Here is a 26,685-nt window from a genome sequence, read left to right as displayed (position 1 = left end):
ATACAAAAGCGACTACATTATACACAGTTAATGCCATCGGATGCTATGGCGTCTGTGAGAGTTTTCATTGCACTCTCAATGTGTTCGCTATCCAGCCAAACCAGATCTTCCCAACTCCTTAACCAGGTAATCTGACGTTTAGCCAATTGACGAGTAGCACAGATTCCGCGAAATATCGCATCATCAAAACTACAGTCCCCATCTAAATATTCCCACATTTGTCGGTACCCGACACAACGAATAGATGGTAGATCGGGATGAAGATCTTTTCGAGCATATAATGCTTTTACTTCATCTTCAAAACCTGCTTGTATCATTTTATCGAAACGTAATTCAATTCGTTTGTGTAACAAAGCACGATCTTTGGGCGCTACAGCAAATTGTTTCACTCGAAATGGCAACGGCTCCCCTTTCACTTCCGTCAGTTCTGTCAGGGACTTACCTGATATTCGATACACCTCTAGCGCGCGAGAAAGACGCTGCGGATCATTAGGATGAATTCTATCAGCTGAGACAGGATCAATCGCCCTAAGTTCATCATGGAGAGCTTGCCAACCTTTATCTTGAGCTTCTTGTTCTAATTGCTTACGTATCTCAGGGTCAGCCGCAGGCAAAGGAGATAACCCTTGCAACAACGCTTTGAAATAAAGCATGGTGCCACCGACAAGCAGGGGAATTTTACCTTCTGCGTGTATTTTGGCGATCTCTGCTAGCGCATCGCGTCGAAAATCGGCTGCAGAATAAGCGTCGCTTGGGTCGAGTATGTCGATAAGGCGATGGGGCGCCGCCAATAACTCATCAGCATCAGGCTTAGCGGTACCTATATCCATACCTTTATAGATCAAAGCAGAATCAACACTGATGATCTCAACAGGGTATTGCTGACGAAGGCGTATCGCAAGATCGGTCTTACCTGATGCGGTAGGACCCATTAAAAATAAAACTAACGGTAATTTCTGACTCATGATGAAAACGCTGCAATTGTGGCCGTAAAATCGACAGGACGAACAAACTTAGTATCGCTTAAAGGTAACTTACCATCGAATAACTGCTCCAAATTACTCAGCAACTGAACAGATTCCGATAATGTGTAACTACTTTTCACTTGCAGCACTTTCTTTGCTAACCAAAGACTCAGTTCATTTTGGTTAAGGTCATGCTGCTCAAGGGTTGCCAAGTATGACAGCATTTCATCAATTAACAATTGCAAATTTTGCTGCCGAAGGGGCGAAGGGACGCCCATTACCATCACGGTTTGCTTGTTTCTAACTTTAATATCAATCGCAAAAGATGACAAAAGTTCCACCTGAGATTCAACGAGCTTCAGCTGGCTATCATTCACCTTTAATGATAACGGAACAAGCAAGGGCTGCATCGTCAACGAAGCCCGCTTAGGATCTAATTGTGCAAACAGCTTATAGAATTCCGCTCGAGGTAAGGAAACAAGCGCGCAATCAGGATCCGCCTTAACCAAGAGATAACGCGACCCAATAACTGTTACGGCCTTACCAATGTGCTCAACGGCCGTCTGGTGCACCTCCGTTTCAACCACCGAAGCGCTAGAGACATCCAGAAAGTCAGGCGTTTGCAATAGTGTTTGATACACTTTTGCCTCTTCAAGAGTTGGTGGATTCTCAACGTGCCTTGAGCCAGAGCGGTTTGACGTTTTCGCAGATGACCTTTCTGAAGCCCACGGATTGGATGGTGAACGCTCTGAAATTCCCTGCTGAGGCCTAGTTTCAGACAAAGAGCCGGTTTGAGACTCAACACTAGGACGATAATCACTCCGTCCTGGGTAAGCCGGTGTACTGGCCACCGCATTCATCACCGTCTCTGCAACAGAATCCGCGTTTGAGCGACTTTTCCGCTCATCTTCATTTTTTTGCTCGAACAATGCTTCATCTGAGCTAGCTTCACTCACATCCTGGGTAAACCCAGCAGTGGATACTTGAGGTAGATCTATTGATTTTGCTTGGACTAACGCATCACTTAGCGCTTGATAAATAAAATCATGCACCAATCTTGCTTGGTGAAACCTAACCTCATGCTTAGCGGGATGAACATTAACATCGACCTGATGGGGATCAATTTCAATAAATAACACGAAGGCAGCATACTGATCCGCAGACAAGCTCGACTCGTAACTTTGCCGGATAGCATGATTAATCAGCTTATCCCGCATCATCCGTCCATTAACATAACAATATTGAAGATCGTTTTGCGCCCGTCCACCTTCTGGTGTGGTAATCCAACCATGAAGCTTTAGGTCGTGATGCTCTAGCTCAATTCTGAGCATATGACGAACAAACGCCGCGCCGCACACCGATGCAATTCTTTTTTCAGCCTGAGCTTCATTTTTTGCCGCTCGATATTGCCGGACTAACTTACCGTTATGCTTAACGTTAATAGACACATCAAAACGGCTTAACGCGATGCGTTTTAGTAACTCATCAATATGAGTAAATTCTGTTTTTTCCGTGCGTAAAAACTTACGCCGTGCTGGCGTATTGAAAAATAGATCCAGCACCTCTACCGTTGTGCCAATAGGATGGGCCGTTGGCTTCAAGTTCACCGCCATATCTCGCCCTTCAGCGTAGGCACTCCACGCTTGCTCCTGAGCGGCCGGTCTTGAGGTCAATGTCAGTCTTGATACTGAACTAATACTGGCTAGAGCCTCACCACGGAAACCTAAGCTAACAATTGCCTCTAGATCATCTAAAGTGTGGATCTTTGATGTCGCGTGACGACTGAGAGCCAATTGTAGCTCATCCTTAACAATGCCTTTGCCATTGTCGCGAACTCGAATGAGCTTTGCGCCACCTTTTTCAATATCGATATCAATACGAGTCGCGCCAGAGTCAATACTATTCTCCACTAACTCTTTTACCACCGAAGCGGGTCTTTCAACTACCTCTCCTGCGGCAATCTGGTTTGCTAATCTAGCTGGAAGAATTTTTATTGTCACACCACGACTCCGAGTCATCAAAATATAAACATAGTCAACGCTGCACGTTACCTATTAGGAATAATCAAAACCTGCCCAACTGCGAGCTGATCTGAACGTAACTTGTTCGCCTCACGTATGCTTTGTATCGTCACGTCATAGCGTGAAGCAATCTTACCTAAAAACTCACCCCGCTTAACGGTATGCTTTCTGACTGGCAAGTCTTTGAGGCTGACCGATACTTTCAGTTTTTGACCGAGTCGTAACGTATCCGATTTTAGGTTGTTCTCGCGCTTGATATCGGCAACTGACACTTTGTACTTGCTCGCAATTTTTCCAAGGTATTCCCCTTTCGCTACCGTATGTGTGACAACTTTCGTTTCAACGGTATTAACCTTGCTGCTCACTTTTACTGGCGCACTGTTTCCTGGGATAATTAAAACTTGCCCTACCGCCAATCCATTACTCTTCAGTTTATTCGCCGATTTAATCGACGAAACAGAAGAACCGTATTGCTGAGCAATCACTGATAACGACTCGCCACGTTTCACCGTGTGTTTACGTTGCTGACCTTTATTGGCAAACAAAGTGCCTTCTGGCGGGTTAGCCTCAAAATACTGGACTAGCGCCGTTGCTAATGCGCGCGCCAGCTTATCTTGGTGACTACGCGTAGTAAGTAAGCGCTCTTCACCGGGGTTGGATATAAAGCCAGTTTCAACCAGTACCGATGGTATGTCTGGTGATTTCAGTACTGCAAGACTGGCATTGACCGGCTCTTTTTTATGCAAATGAGCCACTTTCCCCATTTCTTTTAATATTTTTGTGGCGACTTTATAGCCTTCTTTTTGGGAGTGACTAAATTGTAAGTCAAGCAACGTTTGACTGACGTTTTTGTCATTTGAATTCTTCGCTAACGCTTCTCCCGCACCACCAAGTAATTCGGACTGTTGCTCATGGTTTTCTACCCAACGGGCAATTTCAGTATTCGCTCTTCTGGTATTCAAAACAAATACTGACGCCCCGCGAGGTTGTGGCGTTCGAAAAGCATCCGCATGAATAGAGACCAACAGGTGTGCTTTATTTTTACGAGCAATATCCGAACGTTTATTCAAATTAACGAAATAATCACCGCGTCGAGTCAGTACCGCTTTCATTCCTGGGATAGCATCAATTTGCGCCGCAAGTTTTTTGGAGACACTCAACGTTACATGCTTTTCATATTTTTTTGTCGGCCCAATAGAGCCAGGATCTTCACCACCGTGTCCGGCGTCGATGGCAACGACAATATCGGCCGTGCCGCGTAATTGTGACGCATCACGACTGACGGCGGTCTTACTGTTTGCAACAGCAGTAGGTTTCGCCTGAGTCGCTTTTCCATGAGGAAGATCGATAACAAGACGGTGTCCATATTGTCCGCCAGGTGTTGGGTTCAAGGTAAATAACTGAGGAGTTAGTGCCTGCTTTAATTCAAAAACAAGACGATAAGTACCCTTCTTTGGAGGAGAACTTTTTCTTACCTTGCTCAATACTGGACTGTCCGTCACATTAAGTGGCAGCGTAGTATTTAGCGCCGTATTGTTAAGGTCTACCACAATACGGCTTGGGCCAGATAAAGAGAAATAGCTAAAATCAGCCTTTGACTTAAGGTCAATAACGACTCGAGTCTCATCCGGAGATGGCCAAACCCGTATCCCTTCAAGCGTATTCGCCCACACAAGCGTAGGGAAAAGAATGACGATGGCCAGCATGAGCACCTTCATGCGACTAAACAAACGATTGATCAATTTAACTCCAATTGACTAATTAGCTGAATTCCATATTCAGAGTTTGCAGTAAATGTAATTTCACGCGCTTCTCCAACGTATCTAAGGTCAATATCAAGATCAGCGGCTGGTAATACGCCCTCACCTTTTTCAGGCCATTCAACTAAGCAAATCGCATCATCAGAGAAGTAGTCACGAATCCCCATAAATTCCAGTTCTTCAGGATCCGCTAGACGATACAAATCAAAGTGATAAATATTCCACTGCTTGAGTTGATAAGGCTCCACTAACGTATACGTCGGGCTTTTCACATTCCCTTGATGCCCCTGGCTTTGAATAAACCCTCGGCTAAACGTTGTTTTCCCCGCCCCAAGATCACCGTGTAAATAAATGGTTGTTTGTTTTGAGCAGAGATTAGCGAGTTTAGTTCCAATTAAAACAGTGGCTGCTTCATCAGCTAAGGCAAATTTTTTAGTGTTCATCACATTTTTCTCTGAATACGTCGGTTGAGAGGTGAAATAGTAAACTGTGTCGCTTTTTGTAGACAAGTGTTGTTGTGTAAGTAATTAGAAAATTTACCATTAAAAACGGTGAATCCCTACAAAGTGATGATAAATACCCACCAACCCCCGCACAAATTTGGATATCTGTCTTTTTTCTACTCATACTTTGGATACAAACAGATTTGAGTATAGAATACGCGTCCTTTTTGAATAGAGTGATCGTGATGGATTTAGATAAGCTTGCCAACGACATCAAACAGTGGGCGAAAGAACTGGGTTTTCAAAAAGCAGGTATTAGTGATATCAGCTTAGAAGATCAAGAAACATCACTTAACCACTGGTTGGCAGCCGGCTATCACGGTGAAATGGCGTGGATGGAATCAAACCAAGATTTACGCCTCCACCCCGACCGACTTCACCCCAACACATGCCGTATCATCAGCGTTCGTATGAACTACCTCCCAGAAGATGCACATTTTGCCAGCAATCTGCAAAATAAGCATACAGGCTATATCAGTCGCTACGCACTGGGTCGGGATTATCACAAACTTATTCGCAACCAATTAAAAAAGTTAGGTCAAAAGATTGAAAGTGAAGTCGGTGCTCTGGGTTACCGACCATTTGTCGACTCTGCACCCGTGCTCGAGCGCCCTCTAGCAGAAAAAGCAGGGTTGGGATGGACAGGTAAGCACTCTTTAATACTCGACAAAGATGCTGGCTCTTGGTTTTTCCTTGGCGAGTTATTTATCGACCTACCACTTCCTATCGATATGCCCGTTGAAAGTCAGTGTGGAAAATGCACTGCATGCATAACCTCATGCCCAACTAATGCCATCTTAGATAATGGCGTCGTCGATGCTAGGCGATGCATTTCATACTTAACCATTGAGTATGATGGCATTATCCCTGAAGAATTCCGAGATGCGATTGGCAATCGAATTTACGGCTGTGATGATTGCCAGTTAGTCTGTCCATGGAATCGATTCTCTGACATCAGCAAGCAAGTCGACTTCCAGCGACGTTCAATATTCAATGAGCCGGACTTAACAGCATTAATAGCTTGGGATGAATGTACATTTTTAAAAAACATGGAAGGCTCTGCCATTAGGCGTATCGGACATGAGCAATGGCGCAGAAACATCATTATTGCGCTAGGCAATGCCCCCTTTCAAGCGGAGTATCTTGCCGTACTCGAAAACCTCAAGGGTGAAAGTGCGTTGCTGGACACTCACATCGACTGGGCACTGGAAAAGTTACGTTCTCAAGAAGATAAATTGTCACTAAACAAAATAGACAGCAGAAACCAACGTCTTATTCGGATAGTGCAAAAAGGGCTACCGCGCGATTCATAACATCAAGAAGTCTCATATCGACATTGCCAATAAATCAAATAAATTTTCTTGACTAACATCTCATATTTGAATTTGTGGAAAAACAAAAATTTCATTCGTGCTATGTGCTTGTGAAAACAGGTTAAACACAGATGCAATATATGACTAGGATCAAAAAAACGTCACTTGTTGATCATTTAAATGCAGCAACACAGAATGAGAAATCAAACAAAACAATAACAAAATCAATGCCTTAGATTTAAATTATCTACTTTCTCGTTCCCTCGTTACTGTAAAGATCTTTCAATGACTTAGCTAACATATCGAGTAAAAACAATTTATCAACCAAGTTATCCACATACGATAAGATGTGGATAAGTCTGTTGATTTAAATGTAAGCGTACCGTAGAAAAAGGCGTTAACCTATATCCACAGAGTTGAATAACTACAGGAATAGCAGCGCAGACGCATTACAGAGACGAAACCGTCTCAATAATAAAAAACGTTACAAACTAACTAAATTGTTTTGGAGTGATGCTTCTCAGCATTAGGAAAGAGCGGCAGCGAAAGGACTAAGTTTCTCAACTTTGCTTGTATGGAATGCTGCTTTAGGCTTTCTCGAAAAAAGAAAGCATAGCGACTAACAAAACTTGCTCTACAGAAAGCAGAACAAGCTTTAAACCTCTATCGGGTTAAACGGCGCTAAAATGGAGCGATACATCGGGTTCGAACCGATGACCTCAACCTTGGCAAGGTTGCGCTCTACCAACTGAGCTAGTATCGCATATCAACAGCCAATGCTATTGATTAAATGTGGTTGCGGGGGCCGGATTTGAACCGACGACCTTCGGGTTATGAGCCCGACGAGCTACCAAACTGCTCCACCCCGCGTCCGAATTGTAGTCACCGTTAAGTACCGTGAGAACTGTCACTTTCTACTAAGAGAAAATGGAGCGATACATCGGGTTCGAACCGATGACCTCAACCTTGGCAAGGTTGCGCTCTACCAACTGAGCTAGTATCGCATATCAACAGCCAATGCTATTGATTAAATGTGGTTGCGGGGGCCGGATTTGAACCGACGACCTTCGGGTTATGAGCCCGACGAGCTACCAAACTGCTCCACCCCGCGTCCGAATTGTAGTCACCGTTAAGTACCGTGAGAACTGTCACTTTCTACTAAGAGAAAATGGAGCGATACATCGGGTTCGAACCGATGACCTCAACCTTGGCAAGGTTGCGCTCTACCAACTGAGCTAGTATCGCATATCAACAGCCAATGCTATTGATTAAATGTGGTTGCGGGAGCCGGATTTGAACCAACGACCTTCGGGTTATGAGCCCGACGAGCTACCAAACTGCTCCATCCCGCGTCCGAATTGTAGTCACCGTTAAGTACCGTGAGAACTGTCACTTTCTACTAAGAGAAAGTGGAGCGATACATCGGGTTCGAACCGATGACCTCAACCTTGGCAAGGTTGCGCTCTACCAACTGAGCTAGTATCGCATTGAACGTGTTTCGTCGTTCAGGGCTGCGAATTATAAGAGCATTTTTTTGTGATGCAAGTCCTATCGATAAAAAACATTCATTTTTTTTCCGTTTGATGAAAAAGCACACAAAAACACCTTATTTTTCTTGAAACTAGAACAAATCAGCCTCGCTATGATTCCAATATAGATTCGACTAAATGGAGAAAATAGTTTCACGATAGTATTTTAGTTCAGCGATCGACTCACGAATATCATCAAGAGCGAGATGAGTACCTTGCTTACTAAAGCCATCTAAAATCTCTGGCTTCCAACGGCGAGTCAGTTCTTTTAAGGTACTCACATCGATGTAACGATAGTGGAAATACGCTTCAAGCTCTGGCATGTGCTTGTATAAGAAGCGACGATCTTGCCCAATACTGTTACCACAGATAGGCGACACCCCTTTTGGTACCCATTGCTCTAAAAACGCTACCGTCTCTACGATTGCCTGCTGTTCCGTATACGTGCTTTCCATCACACGGGCGACAAGCCCACTCGCAGTATGAGTGTTGGTGCACCAGTCATCCATTTTTGCTAACTCAGCCTCAGACTGATTGATAGCAATGACAGGGCCTTCAGCAAGAATATTCAACTGGCTGTCTGTCACTATGCTCGCAATCTCGATAATTTTATGTTGCTCAGGATCGAGTCCTGTCATCTCTAAATCAACCCAGATTAAATTCTGTTCGCTAAAAGACATATCGCCCTCGTCTATTTGTTTTCCGCTAAAAGAGGTACTATACCGAAATAAATTTCAGTAACCCAAATGGTTTGATGCATTGGCATCATAAAATATCGTGGCGAAAAAGAAAAAACTAACCAAAGGCCAAGTGCGTCGAGTACGCAGCAACCAAAGCAAAAAACTTAAACAAGAAGAAACCGTTCAATGGGATGAAACCATGCTAGGAGCGGTCAAACAAGGTTTAGTGATTACTCGCTTTGGTCAACATGCCGACATTGAAGATCTTGAAACTCAAGAAGTTCACCGTTGTAATTTACGACGTGGCATTGAGTCTCTCGTCTCTGGCGATCATGTAAAATGGCGTGTAGGCATTGAATCTATGCATGGTATTTCGGGTGTTGTCGAGGCCGTCGAGCCACGCAGCTCAATACTCACACGCCCAGACTATTACGACGGCCTAAAGCCCGTTGCAGCCAACGTTGACCAAATGGTGATTGTTTCGGCCATTGCGCCGGATTTATCGTTTAACATCATCGATCGCTACTTGGTGGCATCGGAAACGTTGCAAATTGCTCCGCTATTGGTTCTAAACAAAGTTGACCTGATTTCAGAAGAAGACAAAGCGGATATTTATGCCTCCTTAAACGCTTACAAGCGTATTGGCTATGACGTTGCCTTTGTCAGCAAAGAAACCGGCGAAGGGATCCAAGAACTGGAAAGCTACCTCAAAGATAAAGTGAACATCTTTGTTGGGCAATCTGGAGTAGGCAAATCAAGCTTAGTCAATGCTCTCATGCCCGAATTAGAAATTGAAGAGGGGGCCATTTCTGAAAACTCAGGATTAGGTCAGCATACGACGACAGCCGCTCGACTCTACCACTTCCCATCAGGGGGCGATCTTATCGACTCTCCAGGGGTTCGTGAGTTTGGACTTTGGCACTTAGAATCTCATGAAATCACTGAAGCTTTTGTCGAGTTTCGTCCTTACCTAGGTGGTTGTAAGTTTAGAGATTGCAAACACTTAGATGATCCTGGCTGCATTCTTCGTGAAGCGGTTGAAAACGGCAGCATCGATAAAGGCCGCTTTGACAACTATCACCGAATTTTGGAGAGCATGGGTGAGAACAAAGCCAATCGACAATACTCGCGCAATAAGAAAGCGGATCTGGGTTGATTAAAACTCTACGCTTGCCTTTATGCCGCGAGTTTGCCGTCACGCACAACGTCAGCACTGGAATTGGACTAAGTACTGACATTTCGTGAGATTTACATTAATATCTCGCGCCCTGAATTCGAAATACACAATTAATGTTGGAATAGTAAGCAATGGATAAGATTAAAGTTGGACTTCAATATTGGCTACCAAAACACGGTTTAACCCGTTTAGTCGGTAAACTAGCATCAGCAAAAGCTGGTGGTCTAACGACAGCTATCATTCGTTGGTTTGTAAAACAATATAACGTCAATTTAGATGAAGCTTTGTACTCAGATCCAGCTCACTTCGAGACTTTTAACGAATTTTTCGTTCGTGAACTCAAACCAGGTACTCGACCAATTGCAGAAGGTGAGTCTGTCATCACCCACCCCGCAGATGCGTGTGTGAGCCAATTTGGTCCTATTGAAGATGGTAAGCTAATCCAAGCTAAAAACCATCACTACACAGCACAAGAGCTATTGGGTGGAAGTGAAGACCTCGCTAAAGAGTTTGCCGATGGCGAATTTGCAACGCTTTATCTCTCTCCCCGCGACTACCACCGTGTACACATGCCGTGCGATGGTACATTACGCCAAATGATTTATGTCCCTGGCGACCTATTTTCAGTCAATCCGCTTACCGCGGAGAATGTGCCTAATCTGTTTGCTCGTAACGAACGAGTGGTATGTATCTTTGATACTGAATTCGGCCCAATGGCGCAGGTTCTTGTCGGTGCAACGATCGTCGGCAGCATTGAACTTATATGGGCTGGTACCGTAACACCGCCAACTGGCAGCTCCGTTCATACTTGGGACTACCCTGCTGAAGGTAATAAGTCTGTTGTATTGAAAAAGGGAGAAGAAATGGGTCGCTTTAAGCTAGGCTCAACGGTCATTAACTTGTTTGCCCGTAATCGCATCCGCTTTGATGAGACAATGGCGAACACCACCCCTACCGTTATGGGCACACCTTATGCTCATGTGGCCGAACGTCACGACAGCTAGTTTGCTTACGTTAGCGAAAAGAAACGGTGCAAATTTGCGCCGTTTTTTATCGCTTCAATCTCGGCTATCTTAATCGCCTCATCTAGCTCTAATCGTTGACGTAAAACAATAATCTCACCAAAAAATCCTCCATGATTTCAAAACTCTAACCTTAGTCGAAGACCCCAAGGTGATTATCTTTTAATCTATTTAATAGACGAATTTTTGATTTGAGATAATATTGCCTATGCCCAAGATAAATAACGGGGTTTTGATCCGGCTCCTGATCTGCTTTATGGTTCCCCTTGGTGTGTTAATGATGCCGATTGATGCCATTCCCATCGACGATCTCACGCTTATTCAACATCGACTACTCGCTATTTTCTTACTCGCTGCACTACTCTGGGTGCTAGAGCCTGTTCCTGTTTTTGCCACCTCAATTCTTATCATTGCCTTAGAACTGGTCATGATTTCAGATAAAGGATTGCACCTATTTCGCACGCCACCAGCAGGCCACGACTTAGGTGAGTTGATGAAATACACCGACATCTTTAGCGCTTTTTCATCGCCTATTATTATTTTATTTATGGGTGGTTTTGCCTTAGCGATTGCCGCGTCTAAATACGAACTCGACAACAACCTCGCCCGGGTCTTACTTAAGCCTTTTGGCCAACAGCCGAAATTTATCATGTTGGGGTTAATGTTAATCACTGCAGTTTTTTCGATGTTTATGTCCAATACCGCCACCACAGTGATGATGCTAGCCTTGCTTGGACCTATTGTTGCTTCTGCGCCCAAAGGCGACATTGGCATCAAAGCGTTAGTGTTATGCATTCCTATTGCGGCGAATACGGGGGGGATAGCAACACCAATAGGAACCCCGCCCAATGCAATAGCATTGCAATACCTCACAGGAGAAAACACCATCGACTTCCTGCAATGGATGATGATGGGGCTGCCTTTTGTCATCATTCAACTGACCATTGCTTGGTTTTTGTTACAACGCTTTTTCCCATCCTCACAAGACAAAATGGTACTAAAGCTAAACGGGACATTCCAAAAAAACTGGCGAGCCATCGTGGTATACGCCACCTTCGCCACCACCATTTTGCTTTGGATGACGACTAAGTTACATGGCATGAATACCTATGTGGTTTCCATCATTCCACTTGCGGTGTTTACGCTGACGGGAATCATGGGTAAAGAAGAGCTCAAGCTCATTAACTGGGATGTGCTTTGGCTCGTTGCTGGTGGTATCGCGATTGGCATTGGCTTAGATAAAACCGGGCTCGCCGTCGCCCTTGCTCACGCGATTGACTATGAATCACTTTCGCCAATGGCTGTAGTGCTAACACTTTCTGTCGTCTGTTGGCTAATGGCTAATTTCATGTCGAATACTGCCACAGCAAACTTACTGATGCCTATCGCTGCTGCTATTGGTGCCTCGATGGAAAGCCTAGCCACTATTGGTGGTTTACAAGGTCTGCTCGTCGTTGTCGCATTTTCAGCGTCGTTAGGGATGATTCTTCCTGTCTCCACGCCTCCTAATTCTCTTGCCTACTCTACCGGTCTGATTGAAAGCAAAGACATGGCAAAGATGGGGCTGATCCTTGGCGTGGTTGGTTTACTCATTGTCTATACCGCCGCATGGATCCTAACCTAGTACGCTAGGCCACACTTAAGCAAGTACCAACGTCGCAATGAAATCCACTCTATCTGGTGGATTTCATTGCGCTTTACTAAGCCGCATAGTACAACCTGTTTAGCGATAGGATTTCTAATTGAATAGGGAAACTCATGGGGTTTGAGTGGTTTGCACTTATTGCCGCCTTTTTGTGGGCGGTGTCTAGCATTATTTCCGTGACACCAGCACGCCACCTTGGCTCTTTTGCCTATAGCCGGTGGAGAATGGGATGTACTGCCGGCATACTCACTACCATGGCATTGCTTACGAATGGCTGGGGAAGCGTGTCCTACACCCATATCACCCCGATGGCGCTATCGGGGCTTATCGGGATCTTTATTGGTGATACCGCGCTATTTGCTTGCTTAAATCGAATGGGGCCACGCCAGGCTGGGTTACTCTTCTCTTGTCACGCCGTTTTTTCCGCCATACTCGGTTACTTTCTTTTTTCTGAAACCATGAATTCCATGGAGCTGATGGGCTCAGCACTCGTATTTTCAGGGGTCGCAACCGCGATCTTTTTTGGCCGTAAGCAAGCCAAGCCATCAGCAAATCGCTTCGAGGAAATTCGAGGAAAGGTTTGGATTGGTGTCGCACTCGGTATTACCGCGGCACTGTGTCAGGCGCTGGGGGGGATTATCGCCAAACCCGTGATGCAAACTACTATCGACCCTATTGCTGCGTCCGCGATTCGTATGATTACCGCCTTTATTGCCCATAGCTTATTTTGGCTAACTGGGGCAAGACTGGCAAAAAGTATCAACCCAATCACCCTGCCCATCTTTGGTATTACCGCTCTAAACGGCTTTCTTGCCATGGCAGTGGGTATGACTCTCATCCTGTTTGCCCTACAAACGGGTAATGTCGGTATGGTAGCGCTACTTTCTTCGACAACCCCCATCATGGTATTGCCACTACTATGGCTATACACCAAGCAACGACCTAACCGCTACGCTTGGTTAGGTGCGTTACTCGCCGTCACGGGTACAGGAATACTCGTCAGTTAGTGATTAAGCATGGAACGGAAAACAATTACGCGATCGGAAATGGAAAAGCCGTCACTTGATCGATATGTTCAGCGCCTATGGCCAGCATAATCAGCCGGTCAATCCCCAACGCCACACCTGCGCATGGTGGTAGCCCCGCCTCTAGAGCGGCAATCAGGTGGTGGTCAATAGGCTGGACAGGTAACCCCATTGTAACCCTCTTCTGATTGTCTTGTTCAAAACGCGCAAGCTGCTCTTGTGGGTTATCGAGCTCATGGAAGCCATTGGCAAGTTCGATGCCCTTAAAATACACCTCAAAGCGATCGGCCACCCTAGGATCATTCGCGTTAACTTTTGCTAATGCCGCTTGTGAAGCAGGAAAATCGTAAACAAAAGCAGGAGAGTTCAAGCCAATTTTAGTTTCCACTCCCATACTAAATAGCAGTTGCAATAAGGTATCTCGGTCTTCTTCACTGTCTGCAATATCAGACAAGCCTAACGTCCCAGCTGCAACCCGAAGCTCTGACATGGAAGCGGTGAGCGGACAGACGGCCAGTGCCTGAATAAACGCTTGTTGATACGTCATTCGCTCCGCTTTCTCTCCCTTTAATACCAACATCAATAGTTCATCCATTTCATCCATTAGCTGGTGATGATCAAACCCAACGCGGTACCACTCCAACATGGTAAACTCGGGATTGTGGTAACGACCGCTCTCTTCATTGCGAAACGCCTTCGCTATCTGATAGATACAGCCACTCCCCGCCGCCAGCAATCGTTTCATATGAAATTCAGGGCTCGTCATGAAATACAAGCGCCTACCATCTGCGTAACCAGGTCCAACAAATTCGGTATCAAACGTTTGCAGGTGTACATCTGTCACCGTGGCATGACTCATGGCTGGCGTGTCCACTTCCATGACACCTTTTGATAAGAAAAATTGACGTATATTGCGAATAATCTCTGCGCGTTTTTTTAGCAAAGGTATTGATGCTGTAGGTTGCCAGTCGTTGTAAATCATAATCAAACTCATTAGCTGTAGTTATTGATAATTGTACAAATTCAAAGATACCCCACAATTATAAGTGACGTTAATCACACATCATATAAATACTATGCCTCTCTTTGCATTTCCGATGAAAAAACCTAACTCAATCAATTTTTTTGCCCGGCGCCTTATCTACTATAGCCCTTAGTTTTTATCTGCTTATTTAAGCGCTAATTATCAACCGCGAGTTCAACTCGCTCTCACACTGGAGGATAACTGTGAAGACAATTACCACAGATATCGCAGTCATCGGCGCTGGTGGCGCTGGTCTTCGAACTGCTATTGCAGCCGCTGAAGCAAATCCTGACATGGAAGTTGCTCTTATCTCGAAAGTTTACCCGATGCGATCGCACACGGTCGCGGCTGAGGGTGGCTCTGCCGCTGTAATCAAGGATGAAGATAGCCTAGACAATCACTTCAACGATACCGTTGGTGGTGGTGACTGGCTTTGTGAACAGGATGTTGTTGAGTATTTCGTAAAAAGCGCAACCAAAGAAATGATCCAAATGGAGCAATGGGGCTGCCCGTGGAGCCGTAAAGAAAATGGCGAGGTCAATGTTCGTCGTTTTGGTGGCATGAAGGTGGAACGAACCTGGTTTGCTGCGGATAAAACTGGCTTCCATATGCTGCATACGCTATTCCAAACCTCAATGAAGTATGACCAAATCAAACGATTTGATGAGTACTTTGTGGTTGATCTTCTTGTTGTCGAAGGCGAAGTGCAAGGTCTGATCGCCATTCATATGTCGGAAGGCGAACTCGTGACCATTAAAGCGAAGTCTGTTGTACTCGCAACGGGTGGCGCTGGTCGTGTTTATCACTGTAACACGAACGGCGGCATTGTGACTGGCGATGGTATGGCAATGGCGTATCGTCATGGTGTGCCACTACGTGATATGGAATTCGTGCAATACCACCCAACAGGGCTTCCTGGCACTGGTATCCTGATGACCGAAGGTTGTCGTGGTGAAGGGGGGATTATCGTCAACAAGAATGGCTACCGTTACCTACAAGATTACGGCATGGGCCCAGAGACACCAGTCGGCGAGCCGAAAAACAAATACATGGAACTGGGTCCTCGTGACAAAGTTTCTCAAGCATTTTGGCATGAGCAGCAAAAAGGCAATACCATCAAACACCCACTGGGTGATGTGGTTCACCTAGACTTGCGTCACCTTGGCGAAGAGTACTTACAAGAACGTCTACCGTTTATCTGTGAACTTGCCAAAGCTTACGTCAACGTTGATCCAGCCAAAGAGCCAATCCCAATTAGACCAACCGTCCATTACACCATGGGTGGTATCGAGACCAATGGTCAATGTGAAACGCGTATACAAGGTCTATTCGCAGTCGGTGAATGTGCATCTGTTGGCCTTCACGGCGCTAACCGACTAGGCTCCAACTCACTGGCTGAGTTTGTTGTATTTGGTCGTGTTGCCGGCGAACAAGCGGTTGAACGTGCACAAACCTTTAAAGGCTGGGATGACGCAGCAATTGCGAAACAAGTGGAAGCCGTTGAAGCGCGCATTGCCGCCCTACTCAACCAAAATGGCGACGAAAACTGGGCCGACATCCGCACAGAAATGGGTCATACCATGGAAGCGGGTTGTGGTATTTACCGTCAAGAAGACTTAATGCAAGCCACACTTGAAAAGATTGCTGAGCTTAAGCAACGTTATAAAAACATTGGTATTAAAGATAAAGGGAAAGTCTTCAACACAGACTTACTGTACGCCATCGAAGTGGGTTACGGTCTTGAAGTTGCTGAAGCCATGGTGCACTCCGCCATTCTGCGTAAAGAATCCCGTGGTGCGCACCAACGTTTAGACGATGGCTGCACAGAGCGTGATGATGAAAAATTCCTAAAACACTCTCTCGCTTTCTTCCAAGAAGACAACGCACCAAGCATCGATTACAGCGATGTAAAAATCACCAAATCCCAACCTAAAGCCCGTCTTTACGGTGAAGCTGCAGAGAAAGCTGCCGCTGCAGAAGCAAAAGCCGCTCAAGAAAACAATGCAGAGGAGCAAGCATAATGTCCGCAAATCGCATTCAGAAAGTAGAAATCATGCGTTACGACCCGGAGAAAGACTCTGAGCCTCGCATGCAAATGTTTGATGTCCCGTTTGATGAAACCATGTCAGTTCTTGATGCTATTGGTTACATCAAAGATAACCTAGATAAAGACCTCTCCTACCGTTGGTCTTGTCGCATGGCGATTTGTGGTTCTTGTGGCATCATGGTCAATGGTGTCCCTAAGTTAGCGTGTAAAAGCTTCTTACGAGACTACACCGGTGGCGTGAAAATCGAGCCGCTCGCCAATTTTCCAATCGAGAAAGACTTAATTGTCGATATGACGCCCTTTATTGAGCGCTTAGAAGCGATTAAACCTTATATCATTGGTAACGACCGTACCCCTGAAGATGGTGCAAACCTGCAAACACCAGAACAAATGGCGAAATATAAGCAATTTGCTGGCTGTATTAACTGTGGACTTTGCTACGCAGCTTGCCCACAGTTTGGTTTAAACCCTGAGTTTATTGGCCCTGCCGCCCTGACTCTGGCACATCGCTATAACCTCGACAGCCGTGACAATGGCAAGAGCGAACGTATGGCACTCATCAACGGCGAAAATGGCGCATGGGGTTGTACCTTTGTTGGCTATTGCTCAGATGTTTGCCCTAAAAATGTCGACCCAGCGGCGGCGGTAAACCAAGGTAAAATTGAATCTTCAAAAGACTTTGTTATTGCCATGCTCAAGCCTGATGGCTCACCAAAGAATGTGGAGGCATAACCATGAGCAATAGAAAACCTTATGTTCGCGAAATAAAACGCACTTGGTGGAAAAATCATCCTTTCTACCGTTTCTACATGTTGCGTGAAGCCACGGTATTGCCACTGATTCTATTTACGATTTTCCTAACCTTTGGCTTAGGCGCACTCGTTAAGGGACCAGAGGCTTGGCAAGGTTGGTTAGCATTTATGGCCAATCCAATTGTGATTGCCATCAACATTGTTGCGCTCGCAGGCAGCTTATTCCACGCTCAAACCTTTTTTAGCATGATGCCGCAAGTTATGCCGATTAAACTAAAAGGCAAAGCGGTAGAAAAGAAAACCATCGTGCTGGCGCAATGGGCGGCCGTTGCAGCAATTTCTCTCATTGTGCTGATTATCGTCTAAGGAGACCACTGTGATTAACCAAAACCCTAAACGTTCAGACGAGCCCGTATGGTGGGGACTATTTGGTGCAGGCGGCTCATGGTTTGCCATGATTACTCCTGTTACTATTCTTGTCCTTGGCATTCTTGTGCCAATGGGCATCATCGACGCGCAAGCATTAAGCTATGAGCGAGTTGCAGGCTTTGCCACTAGCTTTATCGGTGCACTCTTTGTCATCGCCACATTAGCCTTACCAATGTGGCATGCGATGCACCGCCTTCACCATGGTATGCATGATCTAAAAATTCACGCTGGTGTGGCAGGCAAAATTGCGTGCTATTTCTTTGCAGGTCTTATTAGTGCATTAGCAGTGATCTTTATCTTTATGATTTAACGTTCAAAATGCCGAAAAGGGTAGCGAATTCGCTACCCTTTTTATTATCTACCAGTGTGTGAGCCATCATCCATTCAGACAATCTCTTACATTCCTTCATTTCCTCCCCCTATACAATCCGCGCCGATTTATAATAAAAAAGAGATGTAACAATGAAAAAGTCTATTTGCGCACTGGTTATTTCCAGTGCTCTTTTTGGGTGTGGTAGCACCGTTGATATGAAAAAATCAGACGCGGTTTCTGCACAACCAGAGCTCACACTAAAAACCGATGGCACATTTTGGGGATTCGGTCCCGAAGGTTCATTTGATATAGCGGGTCTCTATCACGGAAAATACTCACGTAGTGCGTCCACGAGTTCTTGGTTTAATACCATTAATAGTAAAGAAGGGGACATGGTTGCAGAAATCACTCGCACTGACAGCGGGGAAACTTGGACACTTGTTTGTAGTGGCGGTGGCACCAGCGTCGATCTCGGCAGCTTTTCGTTTGGTGGTAACGGGCCGTACATTTGTCAGATCAGTGAAGCGGGTCAAGCGATTGGTGAGTATGAGATGGCAAGAAAGTCTGAAGCGATCAGCCTATCAACGGCGAAGAAAGAAATCGGCTTCATTCGACTCGGCAGTACCCACTTTAACGTTGAGTCGATTCACGAAGGTGAAGGTCTACTGATGAGTGTCGATAATCCGCTTGGCTATAGCTTTAGCAGAGGCAGCCAAGAGATTGCTGCCGCGCAAACCAATGGTGCGATAACACTTCAAACACTGGCCAACTTACCCAATACAGAAATGAATACCCTTGCGCTCGGTACGGTTGCCAGTGCATTAAGTTGGCGTCCGCAGGAATAACGCCCTCTATGTCTTAAACATAAACTGGATTTCAAACATAAAAAAAGGTCGCCTAAGCGACCTTTTTAATCTCGAAAGCAATATTACTTAACACGGCCTACATATTCTGCAGTACGAGTGTCAACTTTTACCACTTCACCGATTTGAATAAATAGCGGAACACGTACAACGGCACCCGTTGTTAATGTCGCAGGCTTACCGCCTGTACCTTGTGTATCACCTTTTAGACCAGGATCGGTTTCTGTTACTTCTAGCTCAACAAAGTTAGCTGGCGTAACAGAAATCGGCGTGCCGTTCCAAAGTGTAATCATACAAGGGTTGTTTTCTACCAACCATTTCGCATTGTCACCCACCGCTTTTACGTCTGCAGCGATTTGTTCGAATGTTTCATTGTTCATAAAGTGGTAGAATTCACCGTCTGAGTATAGGTAATCTAGATCGATATCCATGACGTCAGCGACTTCAAAGCTCTCGCCTGACTTAAATGTTTTCTCTAACACCTTACCAGACAGTAGTTTACGAATTTTAACACGGTTAAATGCTTGACCTTTACCTGGCTTCACGTATTCATTTTCTAGAATCACGCAAGGCTCGTTATCCAGCATTAATTTCAAACCGCCTTTAAATTCATTAGTGCTAACAGTAGCCATTGTATCCTCTTAGTATTCTTCGAGTTAAAATTTAATGTCGCCTATCATAACCCGAAATCTTGTTTCTGTTGAGCAAAACTGGCTCAAACAGCTATCCAATGCGATCTCAGACCCGTATCAGTTGCTTAAACAACTAGAAATTGATACGGCGCCATGGGAAAGCGGCCTACGTGCAAGGAAACTATTTCCGATGCGTGTCCCTCAAAGCTTTGTCGAACGAATGGAAAAAGGCAACCCATACGACCCGCTCTTACAACAAGTACTGCCATTAAGCCAAGAGTTCGACGTCCATGCTGGGTATTCAGAAGATCCGCTAGAAGAACAAGGTTCCGTGGTTCCCGGATTACTACATAAGTACCAAAGTCGCGCCTTAATGATAGTCAAAGGTGGCTGTGCGGTTAACTGCCGCTATTGCTTCCGACGTCACTTCCCTTATGAAGATAATAAAGGCAACAAAGCAAACTGGCAGTTAGCGCTGGACTATATTGCCAACCAACCAGACATCAACGAAGTCATTCTCTCGGGGGGTGATCCATTAATGGCGAAGGACAAAGATATCGAATGGCTTATCACGCATATAGAATCTATCCCGCACATTAACACACTGCGTATTCACTCTCGTTTGCCAGTGGTAATTCCGGATCGCATCACAGAATCACTGTGTGAGATGCTACAACAGACTCGATTAAATACCGTTCTGGTTACACACATCAACCATGCTAACGAAATTAATCCCGCCCTATCACTGGCAATACAGCACATCAAGCGAGCGGGCGTCACAGTACTTAATCAAAGCGTGTTACTAAAAGGCATCAATGACAGTGTTGAAAGCCAAGTTGCGCTGAGTCATGCCCTATTTAATAGCGGAATACTGCCCTACTACCTGCACGTGCTTGATAAAGTGCAAGGCGCAGCGCATTACTTTGTCGACGATCATCAAGCAAAACAGCTCATGCATGGGTTGATCGAGCGTGTCTCCGGCTATTTAGTACCAAAACTCACTCGTGAAGAAGGAGGCAGAACCAGCAAAACACCTCTCGATCTTCACCTTGAGTAACGTTTTTCGTCTCGATAAAATTTATTTGTTCGCCTGCCCGGTCTAATAAACAGATACTGCTTTTTTTGGGGGGCATATTTGTGGAATTAGCAGCACTTTTGGATTTGGGGCCATTCTCATGGCAGGCACTGGCATGAGAATGGCACACTGATTGGTCTTGAAAGGCAAACACGAGGCAAACCCGTCGGGATCCGCACGTCTATTTTAGTGCTATCTGGCACCTATCTCTTTATGTCAATGGCCATTTCATTATCCCCAAACACTCTTGATCAAGCCCGAGTATTAGGACAAATCATTACTGGTGTCGGCTTTTTAGGCGCTGGGGTCATGATGTCTGAAAATGGTAAGATTCATGGTGTGACTTCAGCGGCCGTCATCTGGCTACTTGCCGGGCTGGGCATGATGATTGGACTGGGGCATTACAAGGCCTCTATCATCCTTACTTTACTGGCACTCACCATACTACTTGGAGTCGATAAGGCAGAAAGTAGCTTTCAAAGCTTACGCCGCGGTGTCCACCAAACCTTTCAACGACGCTCTAAACGTAGAAAGTAAAAATATAGGCATAAAAAAGCCCCAAAAACATCGAGTATTCGGGGCTTTTACCTCACGCTTTGCCAATCAACTTCATGTCATTACACAAAGTTAATCGAGGCTATTTAGCGAAGTTAATAATTGGGAAGCACTTGAAGAAACCGTTGTCGGCACAGTTAATCAAACCAATCTGAACACCGTCGATAGTATTCGTTTTGTTAAAGATACCCAATTGGAAGTTAGATTTCTTTGAGAAACTGGCAATACCGATATCAGCCATTGTGTTACCTTCCGAGTAGTTTACCGCACTCCAGTTAAGGCCTTTTACGTCGTTAGTGACGTTGACCATGCCAAGGTTAACACCCGTTGTTGAACCTGTATTCCAGTTGAAAATACCAAGTGATGCGCCTTTCATTTCTTGAGTGACTTTAGAAGCACCAAAGAATAGACCAAAGTTTACACCGGTTGTACGCTGAGTTTCAGACATACCCAATACAGAAAAGTCGACACCTTTTACTTCATTCACTTGACCGTGAAGAACAGATAAACGTACACCACCAACCGCATTGGCGTCTGGCGCATTAAATCCGTTTAAAGATGAAAACATAACTGGCGTGCTATCTGCTAGCGCCATTGGGGAAATAGAGAGTGCTGCTGCCACTGCAAGGGCTGATACGACTTTTTTCATTATTTTGTCTCCACTGACATTATCATTCGTCTTCAATAACTATAGACGATGCTATTGCCGCTAACTATAGCGCATGTCAGTAAATTGTCATAACCCGTAACATATTAACCACTCAATCGTTGATTATTGAAGCAGATACAAAAAAGCCAGAGGTTTCCCTCTGGCTCTGTCGGCAATGTCTTACACTTACATCATACCAGGCATGCCACCCATTCCGCCCATATCAGGCATCGCTGGTGCGTCTTTTTGAGGTGCGTCAGTCACCATTGCTTCTGTTGTGATCATAAGACCCGCAACCGATGCGGCAAATTGTAGTGCACTACGCGTTACTTTTGTTGGGTCAAGGATACCCATTGCAATCATATCGCCGTATTCACCTGTTGCCGCGTTGTAACCGTAGTTACCTTCGCCCGCTTTCACGTTGTTAGCTACCACTGACTCTTCGTCACCTGCGTTTGCAGTGATTTGACGAATTGGCGCTTCCATTGCGCGAAGTGCTACGCGGATACCCACTGTTTGCTCTTCATTGTCGCCTTCAAGGCCTGCCACTTTCGATGCCGCGCGGATAAGTGCAACACCACCACCAGCAACCACACCCTCTTCAACAGCAGCACGTGTTGCATGAAGTGCATCTTCAACACGGTCTTTCTTCTCTTTCATTTCAACTTCTGTTGCAGCGCCGACTTTAATCACCGCTACACCGCCAGCCAATTTCGCTACGCGCTCTTGAAGTTTTTCTTTGTCGTAATCAGAAGTTGCGTCTTCAACTTGCTGACGAATCTGTGTTACGCGACCTTGAATCATCGCTTCATCGCCCGCGCCATCAATGATGGTTGAGTTTTCTTTAGTGATCGTCACGCGCTTGGCTTGACCTAGATCTTCTAATGTTACTTTCTCAAGGTCTAGGCCGATTTCTTCAGAAATAACCGTACCGCCCGTTAGAATAGCGATATCTTGTAGCATAGACTTACGACGGTCACCGAAACCAGGCGCTTTAACAGCAGCCACTTTCACGATGCCGCGCATGTTGTTCACTACTAACGTTGCTAGTGCTTCACCTTCTACGTCTTCTGCAATGATAAGCAGTGGACGAGATGCTTTAGCAACCGCTTCTAGTGTTGGTAGCAGCTCACGGATGTTCGATACTTTCTTGTCGATAAGAAGAATGAACGGGCTCTCTAGATCAACACTGCCAGCTTCTTGGTTGTTGATGAAGTAAGGAGATAGGTAACCGCGATCAAATTGCATACCTTCTACTACGTCTAGCTCATCTTGTAGCGCCTGACCTTCTTCAACGGTAATAACGCCATCACGGCCTACTTTTTCCATCGCTTCAGCAATAATGTTACCCACTGTCGCGTCAGAGTTTGCTGAGATAGTACCCACCTGAGCGATGGCTTTGGTATCTTTACATTCAACAGATAACGCCTTTAGTTCTTCAACTGCAGCAACCACCGCTTTGTCGATACCACGCTTAAGATCCATTGGGTTCATACCCGCAGCAACGGCTTTTAGACCTTCAGAGATGATAGATTGAGCCAGTACGGTTGCAGTTGTTGTTCCGTCACCCGCCGCATCATTCGCTTGAGAAGCGACTTCTTTCACCATTTGTGCGCCCATGTTCTGGAATTTGTCTTCCAGTTCAATTTCACGCGCAACAGAGACACCATCTTTAGTAATTGTTGGTGCACCAAAAGATTTGTCTAGTACCACGTTACGGCCTTTAGGACCCAGTGTTACTTTTACCGCGTCAGCTAGAACATTAACACCTTCTAGCATTTTGATTCGTGCGTCGTTGCCAAACTTAACGTCTTTAGCAGCCATTGTTTATTTCCTTATCTAAATTCAGTGGATAGCTTGTTTAGAGTAAAAAATTACTCAACGTCTACTTAATTATTCTACGATAGCCATGATGTCATTTTCAGACATGATCAAGACTTCTTTGCCATCGATTTTTTCAGTTTTCGTGCCGTAGCCTTCAGCGAAGATAACCGTGTCACCCACTTTAACGTCCAATGCTTGAACTGACCCGTTTTCTAGAATGCGGCCATTACCTACAGCCAGCACCGTACCACGTGTTGATTTTTCTGCAGCAGACCCCGTAAGAACGATGCCACCAGCAGATTTAGATTCAACTTCTTTGCGCTCAACGATCACGCGGTCGTGTAGAGGACGGATATTCATCGGTCGTGTCTCCTGAATTAATTAATATGTTAGCTTTGAGAATGCCTTAATTCGGCTTGTGATAATTATGTTGGGGACGATTGGGTTGATCCCAAGGGGCAGGAGACAAAATTTTGTGACAAAAATAACGAAATTGAGCTTTCCCACCAACAATACATAAGGATTGAGGGGGTTCTCGCACGATTTAGCGAATTCCTGTATCCTAAGCCCCTGTTTCATCAGCGATGAATTCTATGCAAGATAAGCATGGGCTGCTCTCTGCCCCCATCCCCACAGTGCTCAAACAAATGACGGTTCCCATGGTGTTTGGCATGATAGCGATCTTGGCTTTCAACCTCGTTGATACCTTTTTTATTGCTCTATTAGGTACCCAATCACTCGCTGCGGTCAGTTTTACGTTTCCTGTCACCTTTGGAGTGAACTGCATTACGATGGGGATCGGTGTGGGCCTTTCTACCATTATCGGTCGACTGCTGGGACAAGGTAATACTCGCAACGCCGCGCAATTTACCACTCATGGTCTCATTCTTGCGGTGATCTTGGTCACCCTTGCCTCTACGCTGGGGCTCTTTACCATTGACCCGCTGTTTCGCATGCTAGGGGCCAGCGAGGATATCATTCCACTCATCGATCAATACATGGTGATTTGGTACTTCACCATCCCGCTACTGGTTATCCCTATGGCAGGCAATAGCGCCATTCGCGCCACAGGCGATACTAAAACGCCGGCTAAAATTATGATGCTTTCTGGGGTATTAAACGGCATTTTGGATCCGCTGTTTATCTTTGGCCTAGGTCCGTTCCCTGAACTCGGTATTCAGGGCGCTGCCATTGCGAGTGGTTTTGCTTGGTTTGGCGCTTTACTGGGTTCGCTTTTCGTCCTAACTAAACGCGAAAAACTGCTGGGGAAAATTAACCCCGCTGCGCTACTAAAAGACTGGGCAGCTATTTTAAAAATTGGTACACCGTCTGCGTTATCCACGGCGATGTCGCCTATTTCTGGCGCGATCTTAATGAAGATGCTCTCCGTTCACGGCACGGCTGCCATCGCCGCTTATGGCGCAGCGCAGCGGGTAGAGTCTTTACTCATTCTGGTGCTCATTTCTTTAAGCTCAGCCTTAACCCCTTTTATGTCGCAGAACTTTGGTGCCAAACAACCGGAGCGCAGTTTCTCAGGATTATTCCTCAGCATGCGCTTTTCAATCCTATTTCAGCTGATGGTATTTATTATGATGGTGCCACTCAGTATTCCGATTTCCGCCATGTTTTCTCAAGAAGCGGCGGTACGGGAAATCCTTTGGCATTACTTGCTCGTGGTTCCATTTAGCTATGGGTTTCAGGGGATTATCATGATGCTAGGCAGCGGACTCAATGCGCTTCACTTACCGAATAAGGCCTTTATGTGGAGTGCCATGCGTTTGTTCATATTCACACTCCCCGCGGCTGCGATTGGCAATCACTGGTATTCGTTAGAAGGGCTCTTTATTGGCGTGGCGGTGGGTAACGTTGTGGGCGGAGTGCTGGCTTATTTGTACGCAGTAAAAATACGAAAAGCCCAGTGTTCACACTGAGCTTTTACCTCTGAGCCGTTCTATTTAGATATCGCTGAATTGACTCAGGTTTAGATACCATCACCACCGACAAAAGTTTGTGATTTACCGTTAAATTGTTGGTCCATATCCAAAGACGGCATATCCGTTTTCGGCTTACCGACAATTTTCGCTGGCACCCCAGCCACAGTGGTGTGAGCAGGCACGGCTTGCAGTACGACGGAACACGAACCAATTTTTGCACCCACCCCCACTTCGATATTACCCAGGATCTTAGCACCTGCGCCTATCATCACGCCCTCGCGAATTTTAGGGTGACGGTCACCGCCCTCTTTCCCTGTGCCACCTAAGGTCACATCTTGAAGTATCGATACGTCGTTTTCGACCACCGCCGTTTCACCGACAACAATACCGGTTGCGTGATCGAGCATGATACCTTTACCGATACGTGCCGCTGGATGAATGTCCACTTGGCACGCCACTGAGATCTGATTTTGTAAATACGTGGCTAATGCCACTCGCCCTTGCTTCCACAACCAGTTGGCGACACGATAGCCCTGTAGGGCATGAAATCCCTTTAGATACAAAAGCGGCATCGAATACATAGAGACGGCAGGGTCACGATTCACTGTGGCACAAATATCACAAGCTGCAGCATCAGTAATTGAAGGGTCTGCCGCAAAGGCTTGCTCTACCACTTCACGTACCGCCATCGCTGGCATAGACGCGGTCTTAAGCTTATTCGCAAGAATATAGCTCAATGCCGCCCCTAGACTTTCGTGATTAATGATTGTGGCATGATAAAAGCTTGCCAGCATCGGCTCTTCTTCCGACTGCTTACGCGCTTCTTTTATAATGCACTGCCATACTTTTTGTTTTTCACAGTGTTTCATGTTCTATCCTAAGAGTAGTCTCTAGCCTTAAAAGCCGTGCGTCGCGACTTCCTCATCTCGCGTCACGTTAATAGAGACG

At 45.7% G+C, this 26,685-nt stretch carries 23 protein-coding genes, 7 tRNA genes and 1 pseudogene; 13 read left to right on the top strand and 18 right to left on the bottom strand.

Annotated elements, in window-relative coordinates:
- Positions 1-17: 17 nt before the first annotated feature.
- The 4 genes from miaA to tsaE are packed head-to-tail and all read right to left on the bottom strand — an operon-like array spanning position 18 to position 5,189.
- Positions 18-965, bottom strand: coding sequence for a tRNA (adenosine(37)-N6)-dimethylallyltransferase MiaA (gene miaA / locus MD535_RS09995; RefSeq protein ID WP_265674889.1), 948 nt, complete (start codon positions 963-965; stop codon positions 18-20).
- Complete coding sequence (gene mutL, locus MD535_RS09990) at positions 962-2,965, bottom strand: DNA mismatch repair endonuclease MutL (protein WP_265674888.1); 2,004 nt, start codon at positions 2,963-2,965, stop codon at positions 962-964. Before mutL ends, miaA begins: the two co-directional genes overlap by 4 nt.
- Before the next feature lie 47 nt (positions 2,966-3,012).
- A complete protein-coding gene (locus MD535_RS09985) occupies positions 3,013-4,704 on the bottom strand; it encodes a LysM peptidoglycan-binding domain-containing protein (protein ID WP_265674905.1) in 1,692 nt (563 codons plus the stop codon).
- A gap of 20 nt (positions 4,705-4,724) precedes the next feature.
- Positions 4,725-5,189, bottom strand: a complete 465-nt coding sequence (tsaE, locus tag MD535_RS09980) for a tRNA (adenosine(37)-N6)-threonylcarbamoyltransferase complex ATPase subunit type 1 TsaE (protein WP_265674887.1) — start codon at positions 5,187-5,189, stop codon at positions 4,725-4,727.
- Between the two features lie 245 nt (positions 5,190-5,434).
- On the opposite strand from tsaE, the gene queG reads away from it, so the two are divergent.
- Positions 5,435-6,562: a tRNA epoxyqueuosine(34) reductase QueG gene (gene queG, locus MD535_RS09975; RefSeq protein ID WP_265674886.1), complete on the top strand. Its 1,128-nt coding sequence runs from the start codon at positions 5,435-5,437 to the stop codon at positions 6,560-6,562.
- Positions 6,563-7,249: 687 nt separating this feature from the next.
- Here queG and MD535_RS09970 read toward each other — a convergent pair.
- The 8 genes from MD535_RS09970 to orn all read right to left on the bottom strand — a co-directional run bounded on the left by MD535_RS09970 (position 7,250) and on the right by orn (position 8,771).
- Positions 7,250-7,325, bottom strand: a tRNA-Gly gene (locus MD535_RS09970).
- Positions 7,326-7,355: 30 nt separating this feature from the next.
- Positions 7,356-7,432, bottom strand: a tRNA-Met gene (locus tag MD535_RS09965).
- Between the two features lie 58 nt (positions 7,433-7,490).
- A tRNA-Gly gene (locus MD535_RS09960) sits at positions 7,491-7,566 on the bottom strand.
- Between the two features lie 30 nt (positions 7,567-7,596).
- Positions 7,597-7,673 (bottom strand) — tRNA-Met (locus MD535_RS09955).
- A 58-nt stretch (positions 7,674-7,731) separates the two neighbouring features.
- Positions 7,732-7,807, bottom strand: a tRNA-Gly gene (locus MD535_RS09950).
- Between the two features lie 30 nt (positions 7,808-7,837).
- Positions 7,838-7,914 (bottom strand) — tRNA-Met (locus tag MD535_RS09945).
- 58 nt (positions 7,915-7,972) lie between these two features.
- Positions 7,973-8,048 (bottom strand) — tRNA-Gly (locus tag MD535_RS09940).
- 177 nt (positions 8,049-8,225) lie between these two features.
- Positions 8,226-8,771, bottom strand: coding sequence for an oligoribonuclease (gene orn / locus MD535_RS09935; RefSeq protein ID WP_265674885.1), 546 nt, complete (start codon positions 8,769-8,771; stop codon positions 8,226-8,228).
- Positions 8,772-8,868: 97 nt separating this feature from the next.
- On the opposite strand from orn, the gene rsgA reads away from it, so the two are divergent.
- The 4 genes from rsgA to MD535_RS09915 all read left to right on the top strand — a co-directional run bounded on the left by rsgA (position 8,869) and on the right by MD535_RS09915 (position 13,622).
- Positions 8,869-9,927 (top strand): small ribosomal subunit biogenesis GTPase RsgA, encoded by a 1,059-nt coding sequence (gene rsgA, locus MD535_RS09930; protein WP_265674884.1) that lies wholly within the window; start codon positions 8,869-8,871, stop codon positions 9,925-9,927.
- A 152-nt stretch (positions 9,928-10,079) separates the two neighbouring features.
- On the top strand, positions 10,080-10,952 hold the full coding sequence (asd, locus tag MD535_RS09925; protein WP_265674883.1) for an archaetidylserine decarboxylase: 873 nt from the start codon (positions 10,080-10,082) through the stop codon (positions 10,950-10,952).
- A gap of 226 nt (positions 10,953-11,178) precedes the next feature.
- Positions 11,179-12,594: an SLC13 family permease gene (locus tag MD535_RS09920; RefSeq protein ID WP_265674882.1), complete on the top strand. Its 1,416-nt coding sequence runs from the start codon at positions 11,179-11,181 to the stop codon at positions 12,592-12,594.
- Between the two features lie 134 nt (positions 12,595-12,728).
- Positions 12,729-13,622, top strand: coding sequence for a DMT family transporter (locus MD535_RS09915; protein ID WP_265674881.1), 894 nt, complete (start codon positions 12,729-12,731; stop codon positions 13,620-13,622).
- 25 nt (positions 13,623-13,647) lie between these two features.
- On the opposite strand, the gene epmA is transcribed toward MD535_RS09915, so the two are convergent.
- On the bottom strand, positions 13,648-14,619 hold the full coding sequence (gene epmA / locus MD535_RS09910) for an elongation factor P--(R)-beta-lysine ligase (protein WP_265674904.1): 972 nt from the start codon (positions 14,617-14,619) through the stop codon (positions 13,648-13,650).
- A 248-nt stretch (positions 14,620-14,867) separates the two neighbouring features.
- On the opposite strand from epmA, the gene frdA reads away from it, so the two are divergent.
- From frdA to MD535_RS09885, 5 genes are all read left to right on the top strand, one after another.
- The gene (gene frdA, locus MD535_RS09905) at positions 14,868-16,685 is read left to right on the top strand and encodes a fumarate reductase (quinol) flavoprotein subunit (protein WP_265674880.1); all 1,818 of its coding nucleotides are present in this window, start codon (positions 14,868-14,870) and stop codon (positions 16,683-16,685) included.
- Positions 16,685-17,443 carry a succinate dehydrogenase/fumarate reductase iron-sulfur subunit gene (locus tag MD535_RS09900; RefSeq protein ID WP_250618671.1) on the top strand — a complete coding sequence of 253 codons (759 nt, stop codon included), beginning with the start codon at positions 16,685-16,687 and terminating at the stop codon, positions 17,441-17,443. Before frdA ends, MD535_RS09900 begins: the two co-directional genes overlap by 1 nt.
- A gap of 2 nt (positions 17,444-17,445) precedes the next feature.
- Positions 17,446-17,829 carry a fumarate reductase subunit FrdC gene (gene frdC / locus MD535_RS09895; RefSeq protein WP_250618672.1) on the top strand — a complete coding sequence of 128 codons (384 nt, stop codon included), beginning with the start codon at positions 17,446-17,448 and terminating at the stop codon, positions 17,827-17,829.
- Between the two features lie 10 nt (positions 17,830-17,839).
- Positions 17,840-18,202 (top strand): fumarate reductase subunit FrdD, encoded by a 363-nt coding sequence (gene frdD / locus MD535_RS09890; RefSeq protein ID WP_265674879.1) that lies wholly within the window; start codon positions 17,840-17,842, stop codon positions 18,200-18,202.
- Positions 18,203-18,354: 152 nt separating this feature from the next.
- Entirely contained in the window at positions 18,355-19,050 is a 696-nt protein-coding gene (locus tag MD535_RS09885) for a VV20781 family protein (RefSeq protein ID WP_265674878.1), read from the top strand.
- A gap of 83 nt (positions 19,051-19,133) precedes the next feature.
- Here MD535_RS09885 and efp read toward each other — a convergent pair whose 3' ends face one another.
- The gene (gene efp / locus MD535_RS09880; protein ID WP_250618675.1) at positions 19,134-19,700 is read right to left on the bottom strand and encodes an elongation factor P; all 567 of its coding nucleotides are present in this window, start codon (positions 19,698-19,700) and stop codon (positions 19,134-19,136) included.
- A 34-nt stretch (positions 19,701-19,734) separates the two neighbouring features.
- Between efp and epmB the strand changes: the two genes are divergently transcribed.
- On the top strand, positions 19,735-20,757 hold the full coding sequence (gene epmB, locus MD535_RS09875; protein ID WP_265674877.1) for an EF-P beta-lysylation protein EpmB: 1,023 nt from the start codon (positions 19,735-19,737) through the stop codon (positions 20,755-20,757).
- 80 nt (positions 20,758-20,837) lie between these two features.
- Positions 20,838-21,312: pseudogene (locus MD535_RS09870) on the top strand (MgtC/SapB family protein).
- 100 nt (positions 21,313-21,412) lie between these two features.
- Here the strand turns inward: MD535_RS09870 and MD535_RS09865 are convergent.
- The 3 genes from MD535_RS09865 to MD535_RS09855 form a co-directional block, all read right to left on the bottom strand.
- Positions 21,413-21,979 (bottom strand): VC2662 family protein, encoded by a 567-nt coding sequence (locus MD535_RS09865; RefSeq protein WP_265674876.1) that lies wholly within the window; start codon positions 21,977-21,979, stop codon positions 21,413-21,415.
- 186 nt (positions 21,980-22,165) lie between these two features.
- On the bottom strand, positions 22,166-23,803 hold the full coding sequence (groL, locus tag MD535_RS09860) for a chaperonin GroEL (protein WP_250618679.1): 1,638 nt from the start codon (positions 23,801-23,803) through the stop codon (positions 22,166-22,168).
- 69 nt (positions 23,804-23,872) lie between these two features.
- A complete protein-coding gene (locus MD535_RS09855) occupies positions 23,873-24,163 on the bottom strand; it encodes a co-chaperone GroES (protein WP_102471149.1) in 291 nt (96 codons plus the stop codon).
- Between the two features lie 233 nt (positions 24,164-24,396).
- Here MD535_RS09855 and MD535_RS09850 point away from each other — a divergent pair, with 233 nt between their 5' ends.
- Complete coding sequence (locus tag MD535_RS09850) at positions 24,397-25,734, top strand: MATE family efflux transporter (RefSeq protein ID WP_265674875.1); 1,338 nt, start codon at positions 24,397-24,399, stop codon at positions 25,732-25,734.
- A gap of 50 nt (positions 25,735-25,784) precedes the next feature.
- Here MD535_RS09850 and cysE read toward each other — a convergent pair whose 3' ends face one another.
- A complete protein-coding gene (gene cysE / locus MD535_RS09845) occupies positions 25,785-26,606 on the bottom strand; it encodes a serine O-acetyltransferase (protein ID WP_265674874.1) in 822 nt (273 codons plus the stop codon).
- Positions 26,607-26,685 lie beyond the last annotated feature (79 nt).

The sequence above is a fragment of the Vibrio qingdaonensis genome (assembly GCF_026191675.1).
In the GTDB taxonomy this organism is placed as follows: domain Bacteria; phylum Pseudomonadota; class Gammaproteobacteria; order Enterobacterales; family Vibrionaceae; genus Vibrio; species Vibrio qingdaonensis.
The sequence above is the reverse complement of the archived record's forward strand: the minus strand, read 5'-3'. Positions and strand labels throughout refer to the sequence as shown.

Coding starts and splice junctions, on each gene's coding strand:
- miaA (WP_265674889.1), bottom strand. CDS start 965: ATGAGTCAGAAATTACCGTTAGTTTTATTTTTAATGGGTCCTACCGCA.
- MD535_RS09985 (WP_265674905.1), bottom strand. CDS start 4,704: ATGAAGGTGCTCATGCTGGCCATCGTCATTCTTTTCCCTACGCTTGTG.
- tsaE (WP_265674887.1), bottom strand. CDS start 5,189: ATGAACACTAAAAAATTTGCCTTAGCTGATGAAGCAGCCACTGTTTTA.
- queG (WP_265674886.1), top strand. CDS start 5,435: ATGGATTTAGATAAGCTTGCCAACGACATCAAACAGTGGGCGAAAGAA.
- orn (WP_265674885.1), bottom strand. CDS start 8,771: ATGTCTTTTAGCGAACAGAATTTAATCTGGGTTGATTTAGAGATGACA.
- asd (WP_265674883.1), top strand. CDS start 10,080: ATGGATAAGATTAAAGTTGGACTTCAATATTGGCTACCAAAACACGGT.
- MD535_RS09920 (WP_265674882.1), top strand. CDS start 11,179: ATGCCCAAGATAAATAACGGGGTTTTGATCCGGCTCCTGATCTGCTTT.
- MD535_RS09915 (WP_265674881.1), top strand. CDS start 12,729: ATGGGGTTTGAGTGGTTTGCACTTATTGCCGCCTTTTTGTGGGCGGTG.
- MD535_RS09900 (WP_250618671.1), top strand. CDS start 16,685: ATGTCCGCAAATCGCATTCAGAAAGTAGAAATCATGCGTTACGACCCG.
- frdC (WP_250618672.1), top strand. CDS start 17,446: ATGAGCAATAGAAAACCTTATGTTCGCGAAATAAAACGCACTTGGTGG.
- MD535_RS09885 (WP_265674878.1), top strand. CDS start 18,355: ATGAAAAAGTCTATTTGCGCACTGGTTATTTCCAGTGCTCTTTTTGGG.
- efp (WP_250618675.1), bottom strand. CDS start 19,700: ATGGCTACTGTTAGCACTAATGAATTTAAAGGCGGTTTGAAATTAATG.
- epmB (WP_265674877.1), top strand. CDS start 19,735: ATGTCGCCTATCATAACCCGAAATCTTGTTTCTGTTGAGCAAAACTGG.
- MD535_RS09865 (WP_265674876.1), bottom strand. CDS start 21,979: ATGAAAAAAGTCGTATCAGCCCTTGCAGTGGCAGCAGCACTCTCTATT.
- groL (WP_250618679.1), bottom strand. CDS start 23,803: ATGGCTGCTAAAGACGTTAAGTTTGGCAACGACGCACGAATCAAAATG.
- MD535_RS09855 (WP_102471149.1), bottom strand. CDS start 24,163: ATGAATATCCGTCCTCTACACGACCGCGTGATCGTTGAGCGCAAAGAA.
- MD535_RS09850 (WP_265674875.1), top strand. CDS start 24,397: ATGCAAGATAAGCATGGGCTGCTCTCTGCCCCCATCCCCACAGTGCTC.
- cysE (WP_265674874.1), bottom strand. CDS start 26,606: ATGAAACACTGTGAAAAACAAAAAGTATGGCAGTGCATTATAAAAGAA.